The sequence below is a fragment of the Kineococcus sp. G2 genome (genome assembly GCF_037154035.1).
Lineage (GTDB): Bacteria > Actinomycetota > Actinomycetes > Actinomycetales > Kineococcaceae > Kineococcus.
In genome coordinates, this window is record NZ_JBBBEM010000113.1 from 44,189 (window position 1) to 67,446 (window position 23,258).

The 23,258-nt window shown below is 74.1% G+C and carries 19 protein-coding genes and 1 pseudogene; 12 read left to right on the top strand and 8 right to left on the bottom strand.

Annotation, left to right across the window (positions count from 1 at the left end; all coding sequences use genetic code 11):
* Positions 1–58 precede the first annotated feature (58 nt).
* The 4 genes from V9U69_RS16065 to V9U69_RS16080 all read left to right on the top strand — a co-directional run bounded on the left by V9U69_RS16065 (position 59) and on the right by V9U69_RS16080 (position 4,946).
* A complete protein-coding gene (locus tag V9U69_RS16065) occupies positions 59–1,435 on the top strand; it encodes an ABC transporter substrate-binding protein (RefSeq protein WP_337062861.1) in 1,377 nt (458 codons plus the stop codon).
* Positions 1,436–1,567: 132 nt separating this feature from the next.
* The gene (locus V9U69_RS16070) at positions 1,568–2,548 is read left to right on the top strand and encodes a carbohydrate ABC transporter permease (RefSeq protein ID WP_337062862.1); all 981 of its coding nucleotides are present in this window, start codon (positions 1,568–1,570) and stop codon (positions 2,546–2,548) included.
* Entirely contained in the window at positions 2,545–3,441 is an 897-nt protein-coding gene (locus V9U69_RS16075; protein ID WP_337062863.1) for a carbohydrate ABC transporter permease, read from the top strand. Before V9U69_RS16070 ends, V9U69_RS16075 begins: the two co-directional genes overlap by 4 nt.
* Positions 3,438–4,946 carry a mannitol dehydrogenase family protein gene (locus V9U69_RS16080; RefSeq protein ID WP_337062864.1) on the top strand — a complete coding sequence of 503 codons (1,509 nt, stop codon included), beginning with the start codon at positions 3,438–3,440 and terminating at the stop codon, positions 4,944–4,946. The genes V9U69_RS16075 and V9U69_RS16080 overlap by 4 nt, the downstream gene beginning before the upstream one ends.
* 50 nt (positions 4,947–4,996) lie before the next feature.
* Here the strand turns inward: V9U69_RS16080 and V9U69_RS16085 are convergent, their stop codons facing one another.
* Positions 4,997–6,751 carry a glycoside hydrolase family 13 protein gene (locus V9U69_RS16085; RefSeq protein WP_337062865.1) on the bottom strand — a complete coding sequence of 585 codons (1,755 nt, stop codon included), beginning with the start codon at positions 6,749–6,751 and terminating at the stop codon, positions 4,997–4,999.
* A 232-nt stretch (positions 6,752–6,983) separates the two neighbouring features.
* Positions 6,984–7,994 carry a LacI family DNA-binding transcriptional regulator gene (locus tag V9U69_RS16090; RefSeq protein WP_337062866.1) on the bottom strand — a complete coding sequence of 337 codons (1,011 nt, stop codon included), beginning with the start codon at positions 7,992–7,994 and terminating at the stop codon, positions 6,984–6,986.
* A 158-nt stretch (positions 7,995–8,152) separates the two neighbouring features.
* Between V9U69_RS16090 and V9U69_RS16095 the strand changes: the two genes are divergently transcribed.
* Genes V9U69_RS16095 through hisS form a run of 5 tightly spaced genes read left to right on the top strand, consistent with a single transcriptional unit; the run spans position 8,153 to position 15,308 of the window.
* Positions 8,153–9,448 (top strand): sugar ABC transporter substrate-binding protein, encoded by a 1,296-nt coding sequence (locus V9U69_RS16095; RefSeq protein ID WP_337062867.1) that lies wholly within the window; start codon positions 8,153–8,155, stop codon positions 9,446–9,448.
* Between the two features lie 29 nt (positions 9,449–9,477).
* Positions 9,478–11,073, top strand: a complete 1,596-nt coding sequence (locus tag V9U69_RS16100; RefSeq protein ID WP_337062868.1) for an ABC transporter permease subunit — start codon at positions 9,478–9,480, stop codon at positions 11,071–11,073.
* A 7-nt stretch (positions 11,074–11,080) separates the two neighbouring features.
* Positions 11,081–12,031, top strand: coding sequence for a sugar ABC transporter permease (locus V9U69_RS16105; protein WP_337062869.1), 951 nt, complete (start codon positions 11,081–11,083; stop codon positions 12,029–12,031).
* Positions 12,028–13,986: a glycoside hydrolase family 13 protein gene (locus V9U69_RS16110; RefSeq protein ID WP_337062870.1), complete on the top strand. Its 1,959-nt coding sequence runs from the start codon at positions 12,028–12,030 to the stop codon at positions 13,984–13,986. Before V9U69_RS16105 ends, V9U69_RS16110 begins: the two co-directional genes overlap by 4 nt.
* A 41-nt stretch (positions 13,987–14,027) precedes the next feature.
* Entirely contained in the window at positions 14,028–15,308 is a 1,281-nt protein-coding gene (gene hisS / locus V9U69_RS16115) for a histidine--tRNA ligase (protein WP_337062871.1), read from the top strand.
* A 19-nt stretch (positions 15,309–15,327) separates the two neighbouring features.
* Here the strand turns inward: hisS and V9U69_RS16120 are convergent, their stop codons facing one another.
* Both V9U69_RS16120 and V9U69_RS16125 read right to left on the bottom strand, forming a co-directional pair.
* Positions 15,328–16,137, bottom strand: coding sequence for a DNA-formamidopyrimidine glycosylase family protein (locus V9U69_RS16120; RefSeq protein WP_337062872.1), 810 nt, complete (start codon positions 16,135–16,137; stop codon positions 15,328–15,330).
* Between the two features lie 65 nt (positions 16,138–16,202).
* Positions 16,203–17,390 (bottom strand): DUF418 domain-containing protein, encoded by a 1,188-nt coding sequence (locus V9U69_RS16125; RefSeq protein ID WP_337062873.1) that lies wholly within the window; start codon positions 17,388–17,390, stop codon positions 16,203–16,205.
* Positions 17,391–17,543: 153 nt separating this feature from the next.
* On the opposite strand from V9U69_RS16125, the gene V9U69_RS16130 reads away from it, so the two are divergent.
* Positions 17,544–18,290 (top strand): NAD-dependent epimerase/dehydratase family protein, encoded by a 747-nt coding sequence (locus V9U69_RS16130; protein ID WP_337062874.1) that lies wholly within the window; start codon positions 17,544–17,546, stop codon positions 18,288–18,290.
* Between the two features lie 125 nt (positions 18,291–18,415).
* Positions 18,416–19,024 carry a DUF305 domain-containing protein gene (locus tag V9U69_RS16135; protein ID WP_337062891.1) on the top strand — a complete coding sequence of 203 codons (609 nt, stop codon included), beginning with the start codon at positions 18,416–18,418 and terminating at the stop codon, positions 19,022–19,024.
* Between the two features lie 54 nt (positions 19,025–19,078).
* Here the strand turns inward: V9U69_RS16135 and V9U69_RS16140 are convergent, their stop codons facing one another.
* The 3 genes and pseudogenes from V9U69_RS16140 to V9U69_RS19395 form a co-directional block, all read right to left on the bottom strand.
* Positions 19,079–19,987 (bottom strand): DUF1353 domain-containing protein, encoded by a 909-nt coding sequence (locus V9U69_RS16140; RefSeq protein WP_337062875.1) that lies wholly within the window; start codon positions 19,985–19,987, stop codon positions 19,079–19,081.
* A 59-nt stretch (positions 19,988–20,046) separates the two neighbouring features.
* Entirely contained in the window at positions 20,047–20,574 is a 528-nt protein-coding gene (locus tag V9U69_RS19390; RefSeq protein WP_442907792.1) for a GNAT family N-acetyltransferase, read from the bottom strand.
* A pseudogene (locus tag V9U69_RS19395) lies at positions 20,551–21,363 on the bottom strand (nucleotidyltransferase domain-containing protein); the annotation flags it as partial. The gene V9U69_RS19390 and the pseudogene V9U69_RS19395, both read right to left, overlap by 24 nt.
* 135 nt (positions 21,364–21,498) lie before the next feature.
* Here V9U69_RS19395 and V9U69_RS16150 point away from each other — a divergent pair.
* Positions 21,499–21,852, top strand: a complete 354-nt coding sequence (locus V9U69_RS16150; RefSeq protein ID WP_337062877.1) for a VOC family protein — start codon at positions 21,499–21,501, stop codon at positions 21,850–21,852.
* Positions 21,853–21,909: 57 nt separating this feature from the next.
* Here the strand turns inward: V9U69_RS16150 and V9U69_RS16155 are convergent, their stop codons facing one another.
* Positions 21,910–23,250 (bottom strand): pectate lyase family protein, encoded by a 1,341-nt coding sequence (locus V9U69_RS16155; protein WP_337062878.1) that lies wholly within the window; start codon positions 23,248–23,250, stop codon positions 21,910–21,912.
* Positions 23,251–23,258 lie beyond the last annotated feature (8 nt).

Genomic DNA, 23,258 nt, shown 5'->3' on the forward strand with positions numbered 1-23,258 from the left:
GCCGGGACACCTCCCCAGGGCTCCGCGAGAACCGGTCGACGAAGACACGGAGGGCACGATGCTCGGAGGGCACACGCGGCGCCTGGCGCTGGCGGCGGCGTTCAGCGGAACGGTCCTGCTGGCCGGTTGCGCCGGCGCCGGCGGGGGGAACGCGGACGGCGGGGGCGAGGGCGGCGAGGACGGCGGCAGCATCAGCGTCATCATGGTCAACAACCCGCAGATGGTGGACCTGGAGAACCTGACGGAGGAGCACTTCACCGCCGAGACCGGCATCGAGGTCAACTTCACGGTGCTCCCGGAGAACGACGTCCGCGACCGGATCACCCAGGAGTTCAGCAGCCAGGCCGGGCAGTACGACGTGGCCTCGATCTCCAACTACGAGGTGCCCTTCTACTCGCAGAACGGCTGGCTGGCGCCGCTGGACGAGTACCTGGAGGGCGACGAGGAGTTCAACCAGGACGACATCCTCCCGGCGATGGAGTCCTCGCTGACCGGCGAGGACGGCTCCGTCTACGCCGAGCCCTTCTACGGCGAGTCCTCGTTCCTCATGTACCGCAAGGACGTGTTCGAGCAGGCCGGGCTGACCATGCCCGAGAACCCGACCTGGCAGCAGGTCGCCGACCTCGCCGCCCGGGTCGACAACGTCCAGCCCGGCATGCGCGGCATCTGCCTGCGCGGTCAGCCCGGCTGGGGGCAGGTGTTCGCGCCGCTGACCACGGTGGTCAACACCTTCGGCGGCACCTGGTTCGAGGAGGACTGGACCGCCAAGGTGAACTCGCCGGAGTTCACCGAGGCCACCCAGTTCTACGTCGACCTGGTGCGCGCCCACGGCGAGGCCGGCGCCCCGCAGGCCGGGTTCACCGAGTGCCTGAACAACATGACCCAGGGCAACGTGGCGATGTGGTACGACGCCACCTCCGCCGCCGGCTCCCTGGAGGCCGAGGGGTCCCCCGTCGCCGGCAAGATCGGCTACGTCGCCGCACCGGTCGTCGAGACCGACGCCTCCGGGTGGCTGTACACCTGGGCGTGGGGCATCCAGGAGGCCTCCCAGAACAAGGAGGACGCGTGGGAGTTCATCTCCTGGGCGTCCAGCCAGGGCTACGAGGAGCTCGTCGGCGAGCAGCTCGGCTGGGCGAAGGTGCCCTCCGGCAAGCGCAGCTCGACGTACGAGAACGAGCAGTACCAGCAGGCCGCCGCCCCCTTCTACGAGGCGACCCGCGACGCGATCCTCACCGCCGACCCGCAGAGCCCCGGCGTGCAGCCGCGCCCGGCACCCGGCATCCAGTTCGTCGCGATCCCCGAGTTCGCGGCCATGGCCACGCAGGTCTCGCAGCTGGTCAGCTCCGCCATCGCCGGGCAGACGTCCGTTCCCGACGCCCTGGCGCAGGGTCAGCAGATCGCCCAGGAGCAGGTGACCGAGGTCTACCAGGAGTGACCCGGCAGTGAGCTCCGGGCCGCCCCGCCACCCGCGGTGGGGCGGCCCACGCACCGGCCCGCACCGGCGGCGCCCCCTCGCCGCAGCCTCCCGCGAACCACTCCCGCAAACGACTCCCGCAGGAGCACACCGATGAGCACGGGAACCGACACCCCGAGGGGGCGGCCGGCGGCCGGTACCGCCGTCACCCCTCCGCCGACCACCTCGACCACGGGCGCCCGCAGGATCTCGAACTGGGCCCGCCGGGCGCCGCTGATGCCGGCGTTCATCTTCCTCTTCATCACCACCCAGCTCCCGTTCCTGACCACGATCGTCATCTCGTTCACGAACTGGAACGCGCTGCGCCCCGGCCAGCGCGACTTCGTCGGTGTCGAGAACTACGCGGAGGTCTTCACCAACGCCCGGCTGCGCGAGTCGGTCTGGAACACGATCGTCCTGACCGTCGTCGTCGTGGGCGTCAGCCTCGTGCTGGGCATGCTGATCGCCCTGCTGCTGGACCGGAGGTTCTTCGGGCGAGGCGCGGTGCGCACCATGATGATCGCCCCCTTCCTCGTGGTCCCCATCGCCGCCGCGCTGCTGTGGAAGCACGCCTTGTTCAACCCCTCCTACGGTTTGCTCAACGGCGTGCTCAACTGGGTGTGGGGCCTGTTCGGCGCCGAGGACGCGCCACAGCCGGAGTACCTGACCGTCGCCCCGATGATGTCGATCCAGGCGGCGCTGATCTGGCAGTGGACCCCGTTCATGATGCTCATCCTGCTGGCCGGCCTGCAGTCCAAGCCCGCCGACGCGGAGGAGGCCGCCCGCATGGACGGCGCCAACGGCTGGCAGATCTTCCGCTACCTGACCTTCCCCCACCTGCGGCAGTACCTGGAGCTGGGCGGCCTGCTCGGGGCCATCTACATCGTGCAGAACTTCGACGCCGTCTTCACCATCACCTCCGGCGCGCTGGGAACGGCGAACCTGCCCTACACCATCTACCAGACGTTCTTCCAGGCCGGGCGGTACGGGCTCGCCTCGGCGATGGGTGTCGTCGTCGTCATCGGCACGATCATCATCGCCACGTTCGCGCTGCGGGTGGTCTCGACCATGTTCAAGGAGGAGGGAGCCCGATGAGCACCACCACCGGCCGTGCCGCCGAGGTCCGTCCCAGCTCCGGGCACGTCCCCACCAGCCGACGCGAACGACGGGCCCGTGAGCTGAACCGCGGAAACCCGCTGTGGGGGCTGCTCGCCTGGATCGTCGGGCTGCTCTTCGTCGCCCCCGTGCTGTGGATGGTGCTCACCTCCTTCCACTCCGAGACCGACGCGGCCACCAATCCGCCCTCGATCGCGGCGGAGCTGACCCTGCAGGGCTACCGCAGCTTCTTCCAGGCCGGCCCGTGGCCGCCGCTGATCAACTCGCTGTCCGCCTCGGTCGTCTCCATGATCATCGTGCTGCTGCTGGCCATGCCCGCTGCCTACGCGCTGTCCATCCGGCCGGTCAAGCGCTGGACGGACGTCATGTTCTTCTTCCTGTCCACGAAGTTCATGCCGATCGTCGCCGCCGTGCTGCCGCTGTACCTGTTCGCCCGCTACGCCGGCCTGCTGGACAACATCACCTACCTGTCGCTGCTGTACACCTCGATGAACCTGCCGATCGCGGTGTGGATGATGCGCTCGTTCCTCGCCGAAGTCCCCGTGGAGATGCTGGAGGCCGCCTCCATCGACGGCGCCGGGCTGATCCGCACGCTGCGCTCGGTGGTGGCGCCGGTGGCGGTGCCCGGCATCGCCGCGACCGCGCTGATCTGCTTCATCTTCAGCTGGAACGAGCTGCTGCTGGCGCGCACCCTGACCGCGACGGTCGCGGGTACCGCCCCGGTCTTCCTCACCGGCTTCGTCACCAGTCAGGGGTTGTTCCTGGCGCAGCTGTGCGCGGCCGCGACCGTGATCTCCCTACCGGTGCTCGTCGCCGGCTTCGCCGCCCAGGACAAGCTGGTCCAGGGCCTGTCCCTCGGAGCCGTCAAGTGACCTCGACCACGTCCACCGTCGCCCTGTCTCCGCAGAACCTCGCGGAGGTCGGCGCACGGGTGCCGGTGCCCACCTACGACCGCTCGGCGATCACCCCGGGCATCGTGCACCTCGGCGTGGGCGGGTTCCACCGCGCGCACCAGGCGATGTACCTGGACCGGCTCATGGAGCAGGGCCAGGCGCTGGACTGGGGCATCCGCGGTGTCGGCGTGCTGCCCCACGACGCGCGGATGAAGGAGGTCCTGGACCGCCAGGGCGGGTTGTACACGCTGATGCTCAAGCACCCGGACGGCACGCGCGAACCCCGCGTGATCGGCTCGATCCTGGACTTCACCCTGGCCCCGCAGGACCCGGAGGCGGCGGTCGAGGCCATGGCCGACGAGCGCATCCGCATCGTCTCGCTCACCGTCACCGAGGGCGGTTACAACGTCGACGACGTCACCGGCGAGTTCCTGCTGGACAACCCGGACGTGGCCGCCGACCTGGTGGGCGGGGCGGCCGCCCGCACCAGCTTCGGACTGGTCACCGAGGCGCTGCGCCGCAGGCGCGACCGGGGCCTGCGCCCCTTCACGATCATGTCCTGCGACAACATCCAGGGCAACGGGCACGTGGCCCGCAAGGTGTTCACCGCCTTCGCGTGGGCCAGGGACCCCGAACTGGGCGCCTGGGTGGAGGAGAACGTCCGCTTCCCCAGCTCGATGGTGGACCGCATCACCCCCGCCACCACCGACGACGACCGCGCCGAGGTGCGCGAGCGCTTCGGCGTGGACGACGCCTGGCCGGTGGTGTGCGAGCCGTTCACCCAGTGGGTCCTGGAGGACGACTTCACCGACGGCCGCCCGCCCTACGAGGACGCCGGCGTGCAGGTCGTCGACGACGTCGAGCCGTACGAGCTGATGAAGCTGCGGCTGCTGAACGCCAGCCACCAGGCGCTGTGCTACTTCGGGCACCTGGCCGGGTACCGGCTGGTGCACGAGGTGGTGCAGGACCCGTTGTTCGCGCGGTTCCTGCTGCAGTACATGGAGCGCGAGGGCACCCCGACCCTGCCCCCGGTGCCGGGCACGGACCTGGACGCCTACCGGCACGAGCTGATCGCCCGCTTCTCCAACGGGGAGGTGCGCGACACCGTGGCGCGGTTGTGCAACGAGAGCTCCGACCGCATCCCCAAGTGGCTGCTGCCGGTGGTCCGCCACCAGCTCGCCCACGGGGGGGAGTTCTTCCGCGGCGCGGCCGTGGTGGCGAGCTGGGCCCGCTACGCCGAGGGGGTGGACGAGCAGGGGAACCCGATCGAGGTGTCCGACCGCCTCGCGGATCGCCTGGTGGCGACCGCTCGGCGGAACCGCGCCGAGCCGACGGCGTTCATCGCCGACCGCAGCCTGTTCGGCGACCTCGTCGACGACGAGCGGTTCGTCGCCGAGTACACCGCGACGCTGGAGTCCCTGCACGACAGGGGTGCCCGGGCGACCCTGGAGGACCTCGTGGCCCGCGGCGGCACCCCGCGCTGAGCGCCCGGGCACTGGGACCCGGGCGCTCGACGCGGAACTCGACGCGGGGTTCAGCCGGTGGTTCGGGCGTGGGGCAGCCGGGCGACGCGCGGCGGCAGCACCCACGCGGTGGTGCCGGGCTCCAGCACGAGGCACCCCGCCTCGTCCCGCGCGACGTCGTCGCTGGCGATCAGCAGGTCGCAGCTGGCCGGCAGCAGGACGGGTGCCCCGCGGTGGACGGTGACGACGAGGACGTCGCGGTTGCGCAGCGCCACCACGTCGCAGGTGCGGGTGCCCGCCAGCTCCACCAGGTCCAGGGAGCCGGAGGCCAGCTGCAGGTGCCGGCGCAGCGCGAGGGCCCGTCGGTACATCTCGTAGGTGGAGCCGGGCACACCCCGCTGCACGTCCAGGGCGTGGCGCGCGAACGACGGCGGTTGCGGCAGCCAGGAGCGGCCGGTGGGCGAGAACCCGTGGGCGGGTTCGGCCGCCGACCACGGCAGCGGGACGCGGCAACCGTCACGGCCGGCTTCGAGCCCGCCGCTGCGGAACCACGCCGGGTCCTGCCGGGCCTCGTCGGGCATGGCGGTGTCCTCGGGCAGGCCCAGCTCCTCCCCCTGGTACAGGTACGCCACACCGGGCAGCGCGAGCATCTGCAGCGTGGCGGCCCGCGCGCGGCGCAGGCCCAGCTCGGCGTCCGGCTGCTCGTCGAGCGCCCGGATCCCCTTGGGCAGGGACCCCGCGTCGGCCAGGCCGAGGCGGGAGGTGTGCCGCACGACGTCGTGGTTGGACAGGACCCACGTCGTCGGTGCGCCGACGGCGTCGGAGGCCGTGAGGGAGTCCACGACGACCTGCCGGTTGCGGTCGGCGTCCCAGGGCGTGGTCAGGTACGCGAAGTTGAAGGCCTGGTGCATCTCGTCGGGACGGACGTAGCGGGCGGTGCGGCTGAGCGAGTCGAGCCACGCCTCGGCCACGAGCACCCGGTCACCGGGGTAGGCGTCCAGCACGGCGCGCCAGGAGCGGTAGATCTCGTGCACGCCCTCCTGGTCGAACATGGGCCCGGTGGCGCCGTCCGAGGTGCCCTCGACCATCGCGGTGGTGCCGTCCCAGTCCGGCAGCCCGTCGGCCTTGACCAGGCCGTGGGCGACGTCCACCCGGAAGCCGTCGACGCCCCGGTCCAGCCAGAACCTCAGCACGTTCTCGAACTCGCCGCGCACCTCGGGGTTCGTCCAGTCCAGGTCCGGCTGGCGGGCGTCGAACAGGTGCAGGTACCACTGACCGGGCATGCCGTCCGGTTCGCTCACCCGGGTCCAGGCGGGGCCGCCGAAGATGGAGCGCCAGTTGTTCGGCGGCTCCTCCCCCTGCGCTCCGCGCCCGTCGCGGAAGACGTACCGGGCCCGTTCCGCGGAACCCGCCGGCGCCGCCAGCGCGCGGCGGAACCAGGCGTGCTCGTCGGAGGTGTGGTTGGGGACCACGTCGACGATGACGCGCAGGCCCAGGGCGTGCGCGCGGGCGAGCATCGCGTCGAAGTCGGCCAGGGTGCCGAACACCGGGTCGACGTCCCGGTGGTCGGCGACGTCGTAGCCGGCGTCGACCTGCGGGGAGGTGTAGAAGGGCGAGAGCCACACCGCGTCGACGCCGAGCGAGGCGAGGTGGTCCAGGCGCGCGGTGATGCCGGGCAGGTCGCCGACGCCGTCACCGTCGGAGTCGGCGAAGGATCGCGGGTAGACCTGGTAGACGACCGCGGTGCGCCACCACTGCGCGCCGGCGGTGGCCGGGTGCACGGGGAACAGGCTGGTCCAGGGCGGCGAGTCGAGCAGGGCGTCCATCGGGTCCTCTCGGGGCGGGGCGGCGGCGCACGGGATCCCGGGCACGGGCGGCGGCGGTGCGGCCGGTGGTGGGCGGGCCGCGGGGCGCGCCGGCGGGCTCCGTCGGAGGACGGGGCGCCGGCTGGCGGGAGCCGCAGCGGGTGAGGAGGATTCTGCAAGCTCGCCGTCGAGTTTGCAAGAACTTGCAGGAATCGGCCGTCACCTCACTCCGGGAGGTCCGGCCCCGGGGACCTCAGCGGGCCGGAACGGCCCCCGTGGAGGCGCGCACCACCAGCTCGGGGCGGAACAGGAACTCACCGCGCGGCGTGGGGTGCCCGGCGATCTCGTCGACCAGCGCGCGCACCGCGGCGTCACCCATCGCCTGCACCGGCTGGCGCACGGTGGTCAGCGGCGGGTCGGTGAACGCCATGAGCGGGGAGTCGTCCGAGCCGACGACGGAGACGTCGCGCGGCACGTCCAGCCCGCGGTCGCGCACGGCCCGCACCGCTCCCAGCGCCATCGGGTCCGAACCGCACACGATCGCGGTGACGCCCGCGTCCAGCAGCCGGCCCGCCGCCGCGTAACCGCCCTCCACGGAGAAGACGCTGTTCTCCACGGGGGCCGGCGCACCGGGCCCCACGTGCCGGCGCACGGCGGCGCCGAAGGCGGCGGTCTTGCGCTCGACCGGCCGGAAGCGCTCCGGGCCGATCGCCAGCCCCAGGCGCGTGTGACCCAGCGCGGTCAGGTGGCTCACCGTCAGCTCGATGGAGGCGGCGTCGTCGTTGGAGATGCAGGGCGCGTCGACGTCGGGCTGGTACCCGTTGATGAGCACCAGCGGCAGTCCGCGGTCGCGCAGGCGCACGTAGCGCTTGGGGTCGCTGGCGGTGTCCGCGTGCAGGCCCGAGACGAAGACGACGCCGGAGACGCCGCGGTCCAGCAGCATCCGCAGGTAGTCGTCCTCCTGCACGCCGCCGGGGGTCTGGGTGCACAGCAGGGGCATGTAGCCGCTGACCACCAGACCGGTCTCGATGACCTGCGCGAAGGTGGGGAACACCGGGTTGGACAGCTCCGGGACGATCAGGCCCACCATGCCCGCGGCGCTCTCGCGCAACCGGGAGGGCCGGTCGTAGCCGAGCACGTCGAGCGCGGTCAGGACCGCCTGACGGGTGGACTCCGCCACCCCGGGGCGCTCGTTGAGGACGCGGCTGACCGTCGCCTCGCTGACGCCGGCCTGCGCCGCCACCTGGGCCAGTCGAGCTGTCACTCGGCGACGGTAGCGGACCCCGCGGCCCGCGAGTCGTGGAAGACGCTTCCACCTCTTGCAAGTTCTTGCTAGGTTTGCCGCGTTCTGACAACGGAGCAGAACCCGCGCCGCCGCGCCGAGCACCGCCGCCGCCCGGTCCCGCACCTCCAGGAGCCCGCATGCCCTCCTCGACCACGTCCCCCTCGCGCGCCACCCTCCTGCGCTCCCTCGCCCTCACCACCTGCCTCGGGCTGACCCTCGCCGCCTGCGGCGGGGGCGAGGGCACCGGCGCCCCCGGCACCACGCCCTCCCGGGTGCCCGCGTCCGGGGAGTCCGCCGCGGCGCCGGAGCGCGCCGACGCCGACCTCGTCGTCTGGGCCGACGACAAGCGCGCCGCCGCGCTGGAGGACGTCGCCCAGCGGTTCGGCGAGGAGAACGGCATCACCGTCGCCGTCCAGACCGTCTCGCAGGACCTGCAGACGAACTTCGTCACCGCCAACACCGCCGGCAACGGCCCCGACGTGGTCATCGGCGCCCACGACTGGATCGGCAACATGGTGCAGAACGGCGCCGTCGACCCCCTCGCCCTGCCCGAGGCCGAGCGGGCGCAGTTCACCGACATCGCCCTGCAGGGCGTCACCTACGAGGGGAAGGTCTACGGCCTGCCCTACGCCGTCGAGACGCTCGCGCTGTTCCGCAACACCGACCTGGTGCCCGAGCAGCCGGCCACCTTCGACGACGTCGTGGCCACCGGGCTCGCCTCGGGCGCCGAGAACCCCCTGTGCCTGCAGCAGGGCCAGGAGGGCGACGCGTACCACATGCAACCGCTGTACACCTCCGCCGGCGGCTACCTGTTCGGCACCACGGACACCGGCGAGTACGTCCCCGGCGACCTGGGGGTCGGCGCACCCGGTTCCATCACCGCCGCGCAGAAGGTCGCCGAGCTCGCCCAGCAGGGCGTGCTGAAGACCTCCATCACCGGCGACAACTCCATCTCGCTGTTCACCGAGGGCCGCTGCGCCTACCTGGTCTCGGGCCCGTGGGCGACCGCCGACGTGAAGACCTCCGGAACCCCCTACGCGCTCAGTCCCGTCCCCGGGTTCGCCGGGATGGCACCGGCGCAGCCGTTCACCGGCGTGCAGGCCTTCTACGTCGCCAGCAAGGGCGAGAACAAGGCGTTCGCCGAGTCGTTCGTCCTCGACGCCGCCGCCCGGCCGGAGACGATGCGGGCGCTGTACGAGGCGGAACCCCGCCCGTCCGCGATGCGCGAGGTCCTCGCCGAGCAGTCCGCCGCCGACCCCGACACCGCGGTCTTCGCCGAGGCTGCCGCCGGCGGGCGGATCCTGCCCGCCCTGCCGCAGATGGCCGCCGTCTGGGAGCCCCTGGGCAAGGCGTACGCCGCCGTCATCAACGGCGCGGACCCCGCCCAGACGATGACCACCACCGGTGAGACCGTCCGCGCGAGCCTGCAGTGACCTCCACCCCCACCCGTCCCCCCGCCGCCGTGCCCGCGAGCCCGAGCCCCGCCGCCCCGCGGCGGGGTGCGGACGCGGGGCGCCGCTCCGTCACCGCGTCCGCGGCCCTGCTCCGCGTGCTGCTGCTGGGCACCCTCGCCGCCGTCACCGTGTGGCTGGCCCCCGCCCTGGTCGCGCGGGAGAGCTGGGTGGGGCTCACCGCCCTGGTCGTCGGTGCCGTCTCACTGGTCGCCGTCTACTCCACCAGCCGGTTCGTCCCCGCGAAGTACCTGCTGCCGGGAACGCTGTTCCTGCTCGCCCTGGTCGTCTACCCGATCGTCTCGACCCTGCAGCTGTCGTTCACGAACTTCGGCGACGGCAAGCGCGGGACCAAGGAGGAGGCGATCAGCAGCATCGTCGGCAGCTCCGTGGAGCAGCTGCCCGACTCCCCCACCTACGCCCTGACGGTCGCCACCCGCGGATCGGTCACCGAGGGGCCGTTCTCGTTCTTCCTCGTGGACACCCGAACCGGCGAGGTGTCCGTGGGCGACGCCGACGGCGTGCAGGAGGTCGAGGCCGGCGAGGTCACGGTCACCGACGGGCGCGTCAGCGCGGCGGACGGCTGGACGCTGCTCACCCCCCGCCAGGTCAACGACGCCGGCGCCGCCGTGCAGGAGCTGACCCTGCCCACCGAGGACGGCGCGATCCGCGCCCAGGGCGTCGCCCGCGCCTTCGAGGGGCGCACGGTGCTGCGCCACGACGAGGCCACCGACACCATCGTGAACACCCGCACCGGTGAGAGATTCGGGATCGGCGTGGTGGGCGACAGCGAGTTCTTCGTCGGCCCCGACGGGCGCCCGGCGTTCTCGCAGAGCTGGCTGCAGGGCGTGGGCCTGTCCAACTACGAGCGGATCGTCACCGACGACACCGTCTCGGGCGCCTTCCTGCGCGTCTTCGCCTGGACGCTGGCGTTCGCCGTGCTCGCGGTGGGGCTGTCGTTCGCCGTCGGGCTCGCCCTGGCCGTCGTGCTCGACGACCGCCGGATCCGCGGCCAGCGCCTCTACCGCTCGCTCCTGCTGCTGCCCTACGCCATCCCCTCGGTGATCGCCCTGCTGGTGTGGTCGAACTTCTACAACCGCGACTTCGGGCTGATCAACGAGCTGCTGGGCCTGCGCCTGGACTGGCTGGGCGACCCCTGGCTGGCGAAGGCTGCGGTGCTGCTGACCAGCGTGTGGATGGGCTTCCCGTACATGTTCGTCGTCTGCACCGGTGCGCTGCAGTCCATCCCCGGCGAGCTGCGCGAGGCGGCCGTCATGGACGGGGCGCGGGCGTGGACGGCGTTCCGCAGGATCGTCCTGCCGCTGCTGCTGGTGGCCGTCACCCCGCTGCTCATCGCCTCCTTCGCGTTCAACTTCAACAACTTCAACGCCATCGAGCTGCTCACCGAGGGCGGTCCCTTCCCGCCGGACAGCCCGTCGGCGGGGTCCACGGACATCCTCATCAGCTACACCTACCGCCTCGCCTTCGGCGGCTCCGGCGCGCAGTTCGGCTTCGCCGCCGCCGTCTCGGCCCTGCTGTTCCTGGTGACCGCGGTCCTCGCGGCGGTCCAGTTCCGCGCCACCCGATCGCTCGAAGACGTCAACTGAGGACGACATGACGACCCCGATCCCGGCCCCGCCCACCACCGCCGCCACGTCCGCCGCGCGCGACAGCGCCGGCGCGGCACCGAGCCGCACCGCCCGCCCCGGACCGCACGGCGCGCGCTGGTGGCGCGAGGTCGGCTGGCGGCACGTGGTGGCGCTGGTGGCCGTCGCCTTCGCCGTCTTCCCCGTGCTGTTCATCCTCTCCGCGGCGTTCAACCCCCTGGGCACCGTCGCGAGCACGGGTCTGGTCCCGCGCCAGTTCACCCTCAGCAACTTCACCCGGCTGCTCAGCGGTGAGCGCGGTCCGTTCGTGCGCTGGTACGCCAACACGGTCGTCCTGTGCCTGGTGGTCTCCAGCGCCCAGGTCTTCGCCAGCGCGCTGGCCGCCTACGCCTTCTCCCGCTTCCGCTTCCGCGGCCGCCGGGGTGGACTGCTCAGCCTGCTGCTGATCCAGATGTTCCCGCAGTTCCTGGCGGTCATCGCGATCTTCTCGATGTTCAGCGGGGTCGGTGAGGTCGTCCCCGCCGCGGGCCTGAACACCCTGGTGGGGTACGGCCTGGTCCTGATGGGCGGGGCGCTGCTGCACGTCTGGCTCATCAAGGGGTTCTTCGACACGGTGCCCAGGGAGCTCGACGAGGCCGCGACGATCGACGGCGCCAGCCACGCGCAGGTGTTCTTCCGCATCGTGCTGCCGCTGATCGCCCCCGTCCTGGCGACGACGGCCCTGCTGAGCTTCGTCGGCGTCATCAACGAGTTCCTCATCGCCGGCATCTTCCTCACCGACGACGAGTCCAAGACCCTGGCGGTCGGCCTGTACGGCATCATCGACTCCGACCGCAGCAACAACCTCGGGCTGTTCGCGGCGGGCGCCGTCCTGTTCAGCGTCCCCGTCGTGCTGCTGTTCCAGTTCCTGCAGCGCTTCATCACCGGTGGCCTGACCGCGGGCTCGGTCAAGGGGTGAGCGCCCCCGTCCGCGGGGTGCTCACCCAGCCCCACCACGACGGGTCCGGTCTGTACGTCTCCGACCCCGCCCCGCGTCCCGGCGAGCAGGTGCGGCTGCGCGTCGCGGTGCCGCACGCGCACCCGGTGCAGCGGGTGCTGCTGCGCAGCGTGCGCGACGGCGAGCCGGGGTTCACCGCCGCCACCGCCGTGCACCGCACCGCGGACGCGACGTGGTGGCAGGTCGCCCTGACGGCGCACAACCCCGTCACCCGCTACCGGTTCCTGCTCGTCGGCGGGCCCGGGGACCCGGTGCGCCACGCCTGGCTCACCGCCTCCGGGGTGCACGAGCGCGAGGTGACCGACGCCGGCGACTTCCAGCTCGTGACCCACGAACCGGCCCCCGGCTGGGTGGCCGACGCCGTCGTCTACCAGGTGTTCCCCGACCGCTTCGCCCGCTCGGGCGCCGAGCGGCCCGCACCGCCCTGGGCGGTGCGGCGCGGCTGGGACGACCCGGTGTCCGCCCACGGCCCGGACACCGCGCGCGAGTGGTTCGGCGGCGACCTGGACGGCGTCACCGAACACCTGGACCACGTGGCGGACCTGGGGGCGACCTGCCTGTACCTGACCCCGGTGTTCGAGGGGCGCTCGGTGCACCGCTACGACGCGGTGAGCTTCGAGCGCGTCGACGCCTCGCTCGGCGGGGACGGTGCGCTGCAGCGGCTCACCGCGGCCGCGCACCGGCGCGGCCTGCGCGTCGTGTGCGACCTGACGACGAACCACACCGGGGACGGGCACGAGTGGTTCCGGCGGGCGCAGGCCGACCCGGCCGCACCCACCGCGGCGTTCTACCGGTTCACCGAGCACCCCGGCGCGTACGTCAGCTGGCTGGGCGTGCCGTCGCTGCCGAAGCTGTTCCACGACTCCCCCGCCCTGCGCGAGGCCCTGTACGCCGGGCCCGGCTCGGTGGTGGGCCGCTGGTCCCGCCCGCCGTTCAGCCTGGACGGCTGGCGGATCGACGTGGCGAACATGACGGGCCGGTACCGCGAGCAGGACCTCGCCGGCGACGTCGCCCGGGAGCTGCGGCGCACCCTGGCGGCGGCGGGCGCGCAGACCGGGCGGGAGCAGTGGCTGCTGGCCGAGCACGGCCACGACGCCTCCGGCGACCTCGCCGGGGACGGCTGGCACGGCACCATGAACTACACGGGTTTCACCCGGCCGGTGTGGACGTGGCTGACGCCCGGCGAGGACGGCCCCGGCGCCCACGGCCTGCCGTACCCGGGAGCACCGGTACCGCTGCCGTCGACGGGCGGCGAGCAGGTCGTCGGCACGGTGCGCGAGGTCCTGGCGTCCGCGCCGTGGCGCTCGTGGTGCGCGTCGACGAACTCGCTGAGCTCGCACGACACCCCCCGCGTGCGCACCGTCGTGGGCGGCGGCACGTGCGGCGGGCTGCCGCCGGGCGGCCCCGGCACCGCGGGCCGGGACCGCCACGTCGTCGCCCTGGCGCTGCAGGCGACGCTGCCGGGGGTGCCCGCGGTGTTCGCCGGCGACGAGATCGGCCTGACGGGCACGACCGGGGAGCACTCGCGCACGCCGTTCCCCTGGCACCGGCGCGGTGAGTGGGACGGCGAGCTGCTCGCGCAGTACCGGCACTGGTTCGGGCTGCGCCGCGAGCACGTGGCACTGCGCCGCGGCGGGCTGCGCTGGGCGCACGTGCAGGCGGACTCGCTGACGTTCGTGCGCGAGCACCCGGCGGGTTCCGTGCTCGTGCACGCCGCGCGCGCCGCGCACCCGCGCGTGCGGGTGCCGCTGGCCGCCCTCGGCGGTGGCCCGGTGCGCGCGCTGACCGGTGGGGCGGTCGAGGTGGACGGCGGTGACCTGGTGCTGCCCGCGGGCGGCCCCGCCGCCCACGCGTGGTCGCTGCCCTGCACGGCACCGCCGTGGGCGGCGCCGGGAGCGCTCCCGGCGCCCCGCTGACGCAGCCGGGGCGCCACGAGCGGGCCACTACCATGGCGCGCATGGCCCCCAAGATCGTTCCCGCGCGCGGCATGCGCGACGTCCTCCCCGCGGAGAAGGCCCGCCGGGAGCACGCGCTGCGGGTGATCCGCGAGGTCTACCGCTCCTTCGGGTTCGACGAGATCGAGGCGCCCGCGCTGGAGGAGCTCAGCCGCCTGGAGTCCGGGCAGGGCGGCGAGAACGAGAAGATGCTCTTCAAGGTGCTGCGCCGCGGCCTGGACCCGGACGAGGCCCTCAAGCCCGCCGACGCCGCCGACCTGGGGTTGCGCTTCGACCTGACGGTCCCGCTCTCGCGCTACGTCGCCAGCAACGCCGCCGTGCTGCGCACCCCCGCCAAGCTGCTGCAGATCGGTCCCGTCTGGCGCGCGGAGCGCCCGCAGAAGGGCCGCTACCGCCAGTTCGTGCAGTGCGACATCGACGTCGTCGGCGAAGCCGGCAGCGTCGCCGAGGTGGAGCTGGTCACCGCCACCGACACCGCGCTGCGCCGCCTGGGCCTGACGGGCACGACGCTGCGCATCAACGACCGCGAGGTCCTCACCGGCCTGCTCACCGGTTGCGGGTTCGCCGAGGCCGAGCACGGCAGCGTCCTCATCACCGTGGACAAGGCCGACAAGATCGGCCTGGACGGCGTGATGGCCGAGCTGCGCGAGAAGGGCTTCGCCGACGGGCACGTCGCGAACCTGCGTTCCGCGCTGGACGAGCTGCTGACGATCACCTCCCCGTCGGACCCCGGCGCGCTGGCCGCGGCGCTGCCTGGCGCGGTGCCCGCGCAGGCGGTGCAGCGCCTCGGGGAGATCGGCGCCGCCCTCGCGGTGTCGGCGCCGGAACTGCCGGTGGTGTTCGACGTCAGCCTGGTGCGCGGCATGGGCTACTACACCGGCCCCATCTTCGAGATGGCGCTGGCGGGTTCGGGGTCGTCCATCGCGGGGGGCGGTCGCTACGACCGGATGGTGGGCCGCTTCAGCGGCCGCGACCTGCCCGCGTGCGGGTTCTCCATCGGTTTCGAGCGCATCGCCGAGCACGTCGTCCTGGAGACCGACGCCTCCCGCGCGGTGGCGCTGGTGCACGCGGCGGACGTGCCCGCCGGGGACCTGGTGCGTCGGCAGCGCGAGATGGCCGCCGAGGGGTACCGGGTGGCGCTGGTGAAGCAGGCCAAGCGGATGCAGCCGCTGTTCGACAAGCTCGTCGAGGAGGGTTACGGCAGCGTCGTGCGCGCCCGCGTCGGTGACGACGGCACCGTGGTGTTCACCGATCCCGCACCGCTGGGCTCCAGCGCCGGCTGAGCGCCGTGGGCTCCCGCGCTCACGTCTGGCAGTGCGGGCACCACCAGGTGCGGCGCCGCTCCGGGTCGCCGGGCACCTCGGCGCTCACCTCCACCGGGGTCCCGCAGCGCAGGCACGGCTGCCCGGCCCGCCCGTACACCCAGTGCTGCCGTCCCGGGCGGGTGTCGCCGGTGGTGACCTGGTACGCGCCGTGCGGGGCCACGGAGAACCGCAGCAGCTTGCCCGCCAGGCGCACGAGGGGTTCCAGGTCGACCTCACCGACGGGGCGGGTGGGCAGGTGCCCGCGCAGGAAGCACAGCTCGTTCACCCACAGGTTCCCCAGCCCGGCCAGCACGCGCTGGTCCAGCAGGGCCGCGGCCAGCGCCCGCCCCGGTTCCCGCGCGAGGTTGCGCACCGCCCCCGCGACGACCTCGTCGAAGGGGGTGCCCGCGTCGAGGAGGTCGGGGCCGAGGTGCCCGACGGCGGTGTGCTCCTGCTCGGTGGGCAGCAGCTCCACCACACCCAGCTTCAGCCCGGCCGCGGTGGGCCCGGTGGTGCGCAGCAGCACCCGCACGTCCGGCGCCAGCAGGCGCGGCAGCACCTTGCCGGGCGCCAGGACCGTCCAGGAGCCGTCCATGCGCAGGTGGGTGTGCAGGGTCAGCGCGGAACCGTCCAGGTCGAAGCGGGTCAGCAGGTGCTTGCCGCGCGGGACCGTGCCCAGGACGCGGGCGCCGGCGAGGTCGGCGGTGGCGTGCCGGGGCACGCGCAGGTCGGCGACGCGCACCGTGGTGCCGCGCAACCGGGTGTCCAGGGTGCGCGCCACCCGGTAGACGCTGTCCCCCTCCGGCACCCGCCCACTGTCACCGGTGGTGCGCCCCGCCGCGAGCCGGGGTCCCGCCGGAGGTCAGCCGCGGTTCACCGGCGGCGGCCGTAGGTGAGGCGTCGCAGCAGCACCTCGGCGGGCCCGCGCCCGCCGGTGCGCTCCAGCGCGAGCGCACCGAGCAGGATCAGCACCCAGGTGCCCACGGCGAGCGCCGACGCCTGCGCGACGCCCAGCTCGGCGCCGAGCCCGAGGGTGGAGGCGGGCAGCAGCGCGGCGAACACCACGGAGTGCGCCAGGTACCCGGACAGCGAGCGCCGGCCCAGGGCGATCAGGGCGCGCCCCGGTGCGCCCGGCCCGCCGCGACGGGACGCGGCGGCCACGACGAGACCGGCCAGGGCCGCGTAGCCGACACCACCGGCGTACCCGGTGACGGTGTGCACCACCCCGGCGAGCACGACGGTGGTGCTGCCGGGCTCCCAGGCGCCGACGGTGACCAGGGCGAGGGGCAGGCCGCCGAGCGCAGCGAGGGCGACACCCCCGGCACCGGCGACCAGCAGGGTGCGCCGGTGCCGCGCCGGGTCGTCGAGCAGCCCGCGGCGGGCGGCGATCGCCCCGATCGCGACCGCGCCGAACACCACCAGGGGCCCGGTGAGGGTGCCCGGGACCCACTCGGCCAGGCGCAGCAGCAGCGCCCCGGCGACGCTCTCGCGGCTGGAGGAGTCCGCGAGCTCCTGCACGTCGTCCGGCACCGGCACCGCGGCGAGGGCACCGAGCGCACCGGCCAGCACGGTGCCGGTGACGGCGAGGACGACCAGGCCGCGCGTGCGCGGTGCGGCCAGGGTCCCGGCGAGCAGCACGAGCAGCACCCCGTAGGTGCCGGCGATGTCGCCGGAGAACAGCAGCACGCCGTGCAGGGCGCCGATGAGCAGCAGGGCCCAGCCGCGGCGGCGCAGGAGCCGGCGGGCCTGGTCGTGCTGCGCCCCGGCGTCCAGGTGGCGGCGCACCAGCTGCCAGGTGCCGTACCCGACGAGCACGGAGAACATCGGGAACGAGCGGGCGTCCACGAGGGTGACCTGCAGGAAGGTCACCACCCGGTCCCACGTCGACATGCTGCCGGCGGTGGGGTAGCCGACGAGCCCGGCCGGGCGCGCGTGCAGGTGGACGTGGACGTTGGCCAGGCAGATGAACAGCAGCAGCGCCCCGCGCGCCAGGTCGGGGGCGGGCACGCGCTCGGACAGGGCGGTGGCGCGCGGCGGAGCGGAGGGCAGCGTCGGGTGCACGGTCGTCATCGTGGTGCGCGCGGGCAGCGGGTCGCGTCCACCGGTCGTCGCGCGGGCGCGCACCGCTGGGCGGACCCGGGCCACCCGCCCACCGCGGGACGAGGGGTCCGTGGCCGGCGCGCGGACGCGCGGCCGGTGCGCCACGATCGCGGGGTGAGCGCGGAACGGGTCCTGGTGACGGGGGCGGCGGGCAGCGTCGCCGGGCAGCTGCTGCCCGGCCTGGCGGGCCGGCCGCTGCGGTTGTTCGACCGGGAGGCGGTGGACCACCCGGACGCGCAGGTGGTGACCGGGGAGCTGACCGATCCCGCCGCGCTGGAGCGGGCCCTGGACGGGGTGGGTGCGGTGGTGCACCTGGCCGGGAACCCGGACCCGTCGGCGTCGTGGGAGGAGCTGCGCGGGCCGAACGTGGAGGGTTTCGCGGCGCTGCTCGCGGTGGCGGAGCGGGTGGGGGTGCGGCGGGTGGTGTTCGCCAGTTCCGTGCACGCGATGGGCGCGCACGAGGCGGACGGGCGGGTCCCGGTGGACGCGGCGTGGGCTCCGCGGGCGTGCTGCCCGTACGGGGCGACGAAGGTGTTCGACGAGGCCGTCGCGCAGGTGGCCTCCCGGCGCGGGCCGGTGAGCACGGTGGGGTTGCGGCTGGGCGCGACGGTGCCGGAACCGGCGAAGCGCTCGCAGCTGGCGAGCTGGCTGGGGCCGGCGGACCTGCGGCAGCTCGTGGTGCGCGCCCTGGACGCCGACGTGCACCACGGGGTGTTCCCGGCGGTGTCGGGCAACAGCCGGCGGCACTGGGACCTCACCGCTGCGCGCACCGGGCTCGGCTACGAGCCGTCGCTGGACTCCGAGGAGTTCGCGGGGACCGTCGAGGACGACGGCACGGACACCGGCGTCTGCCCGCGCTGACGGTCCCGCGGGGACCGCCGGACACCCGTACCGACGTGCGGACGTCCGGTGAGCCCCCTACCTTCGCCCTGCGCCGGCTCGCCGAAGTGCCGGACACCGTCGAGCAGCGAGGAGCAGTGGTGGCGATGCCGGGGAACGACGAGGACCGACAGGGCGGGCAGGGCGGGCAGGAGCAGGAGCAGGCGAAGCGCAAGCACACGCGCACGATGTACCTGCGCTTCGCGGCCATGATCCTCACCTCGATGGTCGTCATGTACGCCGTCATGTTCGCCGGCACGTGGCGGTGGGACCACGTCACGTTCAGCGAGAGCAGGGTCTTCATGGCCCTGACCATGGGCGGTGCGATGGCCCTGGTCATGATCGCCTGGATGCTGAAGATGTACCGCAGCGTCAAGGGGAACATCGCGATCGTCGTGGCGGGCGTGCTCCTGCTGGCGGGCGGCACCTTCCTGGACCGCAGCCAGGTGACCGTCGGCGACCTCGGCTGGATGAGCTCGATGGTCCCGCACCACTCGCTCGCGATCACCCGTTCCGAGCGCGCCGACCTCGACGACATCCGGGTCTGCCGGCTCGCCGCCTCCATCATCGAGGCCCAGAAGCGCGAGATCCGCGAGATGCAGTGGCTCATCGAGGACATCCGGGAGAACGGCGAGGTCCTGACCGAAGCCGCGCTCGACGGCCGCCGGGTGCCCGAGTTCGAGGTGTCGGACCTGCGCGACTGCCCGACCCCCTGAGCCCGGGCACGTCCAGGGCGGCGCCGGACGAGGAGGGCGGAGCGGCCGGCGCCGTCAGCGCGCCAGGACGGCGACGGCGGTGACGGTCCCGGCGAGGGCGGCCGCGAGCACCACCCAGCGAGCGGCTCGGCGCGGGCTGCCGCCGGCGAGGGCGTCGGCCGCGGCGAAGCACGCCGTGGCCAGCAGCACGGCCACGGTGACGGGCAGCAGGGCGGCGGCGGCCACCCCGGCCACGGCACCGGCGCGCCACCGCCGCCCCCACAGGGGCGCGGCGAGCAGCGGGACGGTGAGCGCGGCGGCCGCACCGGTGAGCAGCTCCACCCACCAGGGCCGCGCCCCCATCCAGGGCAGGGCGCGGGCGAGGTCGAGCAGGTCCACGACGGCCAGCGTGCCGACGACGAGGACGAGCGCTCCCGTGACCGCGGCGGCCACCCACGCACGCCAGGTGGTGCGCAGCGGCCCGGTCAGCGCGGTGACGACGGACACCCCCGCCCACATGAGCTCCCGGCGCAGCGGCGCGACGCCGAGGTCGCGCAGCGCGCGGCGGAACAGCCGGTCGGCGGCGACGCGGTCGACGGGGCGGGCGGCGAGGTAGGAGGGCGGCCCGTCGGAGCCGGCGACGAGTCCGTCGTGGACGAGGGCGGCGGGCAGGTGCCGGCCGGTGGTGGGCACGAGCCAGCGCAGCACCGGCGGCACGGACGTCAGGTCGGTGGAGAAGGCGGTGGGGTCGGCGGGGACGACGACCGGGCCCAGACGCTCGTCCCAGTAGCCCACGGGGCGCTCGAGGCGGAACCGCTCGCGGGCGGGGTCGCCGTCGACGAGGTACCGGTGCAGGCGGACCTCGCCGGTCCAGGGACGCTCCGGGTGGGCGGGGTCGAAGAACCCGCTGCGCGCCAGGTGGGTGGGCCGGCGCTCCGGCAGGCGGACGGGCGCACCGGCGCGGGACGCGGAGGGCTGCGGCACGCGCGGCAGGTTCCCACGGCGGTGGGGCGGGAGCGAGCGGCGGGTTCCCGCCGGTGCGGTCACCCGGGCGCGGCGGCTCGCCGCAACCGCTCCTCACCGACGTCCGGGGAACGCGGCAGGGGTTTCCGCTGCCCCGTGAGACGGAAACCGAGCCGCTCGTAGAACCGCCGGGCCCGCGGGTTGCCGTCGACCACCCACAGGCCCACCGCCGCCGCTCCCCCGGCGGCGGCCCGAGCGCAGGCCGCTTCCACGAGCGCGGTGGCCGCCCCGCCGCCGCGGTGGTCGGGTTCCACCCACATCGACACCAGGTCGCGCTCACCCGCCCGGGACCCCGCGTCCACCGGCGCCAGGGCCACCACGCCCACGGCGCGTCCCGCGGACCACGCCAGGAACCAGTCGCCGTCCTCCACCCGATGCCGCCAGGTGCCGTCGTCGAGACCCTCCTCGCGCGCCGGCGTGGAACCGAACGCCCACGGCGCGTCGGTCAGCGCTCGCAACCGGACCTCCCGCACCACCGGCCACTGCCCCGCGCCGGCACGCTGCACGGCGAGCGCGCCCGTGCCGCAGCAGCGGCCGGTGTCGTCCACGATCCGCCGGGCGGCGTCCAGAGCGGCCACCAGGCCCGCCGGTCCGCCGCCGAGGTGGCCGAGGACCGCGTCGACCCGGTCGGTGAACCGTTCGGGCGCAGAGGGGAGCCGGCCGGCCGAGGCCACCGCGCCCTTCTCGTTGACGACCCACCGCCCGGCGTGGGCGTGCAGGGCGTGCGCGCACAGCAGCAGGACCCGGAACAGGCAACCGGCGACGTGGGCGGTGTCACCGCGAGGCGCGGCCTCGCGGGCGCCGTCGACGAGGAACTCCGCCTCCCCCAGCGAGGCGACCACCGCCTCGCGCAGGCGCGGCGGGTAGGCCCGTGCGGCGCGGTGCAGGGCCGTGAGCTCACCGGTGGGGTCGGCGAGGACGACGGCCAGGGCGGCTTCACCGGCGTACGCGAAACCCGGGAACCCCAGCGGGTGCCCAGTCTGCGCGTACCAGGTGAGTTCCCCCTCCTGCGCCTCGCGCCAGCTGCGGCGCACGCGGTCCAGGTCGCGGTAGATCCAGTCCACGGCGGTGCCGTCGATGCTCAGCCAGCCGCCGCCGTCCACCCACGGCCCCCACCCGCCGGGTGCGGTGACCCGCGCCTGCGGCCCGGCGACCTCGCGGGCGAGGACCGTGAGCGCCGCGACGTCCAGGGGTGGGCGGTAGTACAGCCCCAGGTCGACGTCGGAGTCCGGGGAGTGCTCGCCGCGGGCGCGGCTGCCCCCGAGCGTCACCGCCTCGATCCCCGGCACGTGGAGCAGCCGCTGCGCCACCTCCCGCAACCAGGCGTCGTCGATCACCCGGCCAGCGTGCCGTGGCCGGGGCGCGGGCGGTACCGGTTTCACGACCACCGGGAGCCGCCGGTCGCCCGGTGGGCCTGGACCTCGACGCTTCCCGCCCCGGCCCTGTCGGTGCGAACCCCTACGGTTCCCCCCATGATCGCGACTCTGGCCTCCAGCTTCCTGCCGGTCCACGACACCACCGCTGCCGCCGCCTGGTACGGCAGCCGCTTCGGCCTCGACGCCACCGACGTGCAGGAGCACGCCGCGGTGCTGCGGGACGGCGAGGGGCGGCGTCTGACGCTGCTGGGCCCCGCCAGCGGGATCCCGGTGCGCCCGGGCCTGGCGTGGGCGCCGGTGAGCTTCCTGGTCGAGGACGTGGCGGTGTTCCGCGACGAGCGTCTGCGTTCGGGCGAGCCGTGCTCACCCGTCGCGGGCGACCCGGCGACGTGCCTGTTCGTCACCGTGGCGGACCCGGACGGCAACACCGTCCTCGTCGTCGACCGCTGACGGGCCGTCCGGCGCCCACGGGGGTGCGCGCGGGGAGCGCGCACCCCCGGGCACCCGTCAGAGGTTCCCGCTGCCCGCCAGGCGCGGCACGCGCGACGGCAGCGACTGCGCGGGGTCGACGCGCTCGCGGTACAGCGGGGCCCAGCTCACGGTGTCCTCGAGGAACTCATCGGGGTCCGCGGCGTTGTGCAGGGCGACCAGGTCGAGCTCGTGGTGCTTCGACCGGCCGTTGACGAGGTTCCCCTCGGCCTGCAGGGCCGTCCCGCCCCACCCCTCGACCACGTCGGCGGGGTCGATGCCCTCGGCCAGTTCGAGGTAGTTCTCCTCGGCGATGACCTGCGACTCCACACCGGCTCCCCAGACGTACCCGAAGAAGTCCGGGTCCGTGGCGCGGTAGACGTTGTTGTAGACGTCGACCTGGCCGAACCGGACGCGCGGGGTGCGCTCCTTCGTCCGCTCGAACACGTTGTGGTGCAGCGTGACGCGCAGCTTGCCGCGGTCGGTGGTCCGCTTGTCGGAGCTGCCGATGAGCATCGTCTTGTCGTGGTCGGTGAAGGTCGACCACGACACGGTGACCAGGTCCGAGGCGTTGGTGATGTCGAGGGAGCCGTCGTGCACCTCGTAGCGGGAGCCGAAGTACCGCGGCAGGCTGTCCGGCGGGTTGTCGCCGTCGTCGAAGCTGACGTGGTCGACCCAGACGTTCGTGGAGCCCACGACGCCCAGCGTGTCGTACTCGGAGTTGAAGTTGCCCCCGGAGTCGCCCGGGTCCCACGCGGGGAAGCAGTCGTAGGAGTCGGACAGGCGGAGGTTGCGCACGATGACGTTCGAGGAGTCGCGCACCGTGAGCGCCGCACCCACCACCTGCGCGTCGTCCCCGACCCCCACGATGGTGACGTTGGACCCGATGTGCTGGCGGATCTGCGCCTCCTGCACGTCCTGGCTGGCCGCCCGGGCGGGCTCCAGGGGGTTGACGAACTCCCCGTCGACCGGGTCGTGGTCGAGGGGCCTGCCGTCGGCGTCGTAGGCCGACAGGTACTGATGCAGGTCGTACCCGTCGACGGCGTAGTCGTCGCACGTCAGGCGCTCGCCGTCGGCGCCGGTGTTCGCGTCGATCTTTCCCACGACGCGCACGATGCGCGGTTCGTCGTCACCGCGCGCCGCGTCACCGCCGAGGGCGTCGCGGAACTCCTGCCAGGTGCGGACGGTGAAGACGTTCCCCTCCGCGGCGGCGGAACCGCCGGTGGTGCCGTCCCCGGCGGCCGCCCAGCCGTCGCGGTCGCCGAGGACCTGGCGCTCGAGCGGGGTGCGGGTGGCGGTCGCGGGTGCCGCGCCGGACACCGTCAGGGACGCCACCGCGAGGGCGGCGCCGGCGATCAGGGGGGTGGTGCGTCGTCGCACGGGGGCCT

Excerpts from the sequence above, each read along its gene's own strand:
- V9U69_RS16065 (WP_337062861.1), top strand. The coding sequence starts at position 59 with ATGCTCGGAGGGCACACGCGGCGCCTGGCGCTGGCGGCGGCGTTCAGC.
- V9U69_RS16070 (WP_337062862.1), top strand. The coding sequence starts at position 1,568 with ATGAGCACGGGAACCGACACCCCGAGGGGGCGGCCGGCGGCCGGTACC.
- V9U69_RS16075 (WP_337062863.1), top strand. The coding sequence starts at position 2,545 with ATGAGCACCACCACCGGCCGTGCCGCCGAGGTCCGTCCCAGCTCCGGG.
- V9U69_RS16085 (WP_337062865.1), bottom strand. The coding sequence starts at position 6,751 with ATGGACGCCCTGCTCGACTCGCCGCCCTGGACCAGCCTGTTCCCCGTG.
- V9U69_RS16095 (WP_337062867.1), top strand. The coding sequence starts at position 8,153 with ATGCCCTCCTCGACCACGTCCCCCTCGCGCGCCACCCTCCTGCGCTCC.
- V9U69_RS16105 (WP_337062869.1), top strand. The coding sequence starts at position 11,081 with ATGACGACCCCGATCCCGGCCCCGCCCACCACCGCCGCCACGTCCGCC.
- hisS (WP_337062871.1), top strand. The coding sequence starts at position 14,028 with ATGGCCCCCAAGATCGTTCCCGCGCGCGGCATGCGCGACGTCCTCCCC.
- V9U69_RS16135 (WP_337062891.1), top strand. The coding sequence starts at position 18,416 with ATGCCGGGGAACGACGAGGACCGACAGGGCGGGCAGGGCGGGCAGGAG.
- V9U69_RS16150 (WP_337062877.1), top strand. The coding sequence starts at position 21,499 with ATGATCGCGACTCTGGCCTCCAGCTTCCTGCCGGTCCACGACACCACC.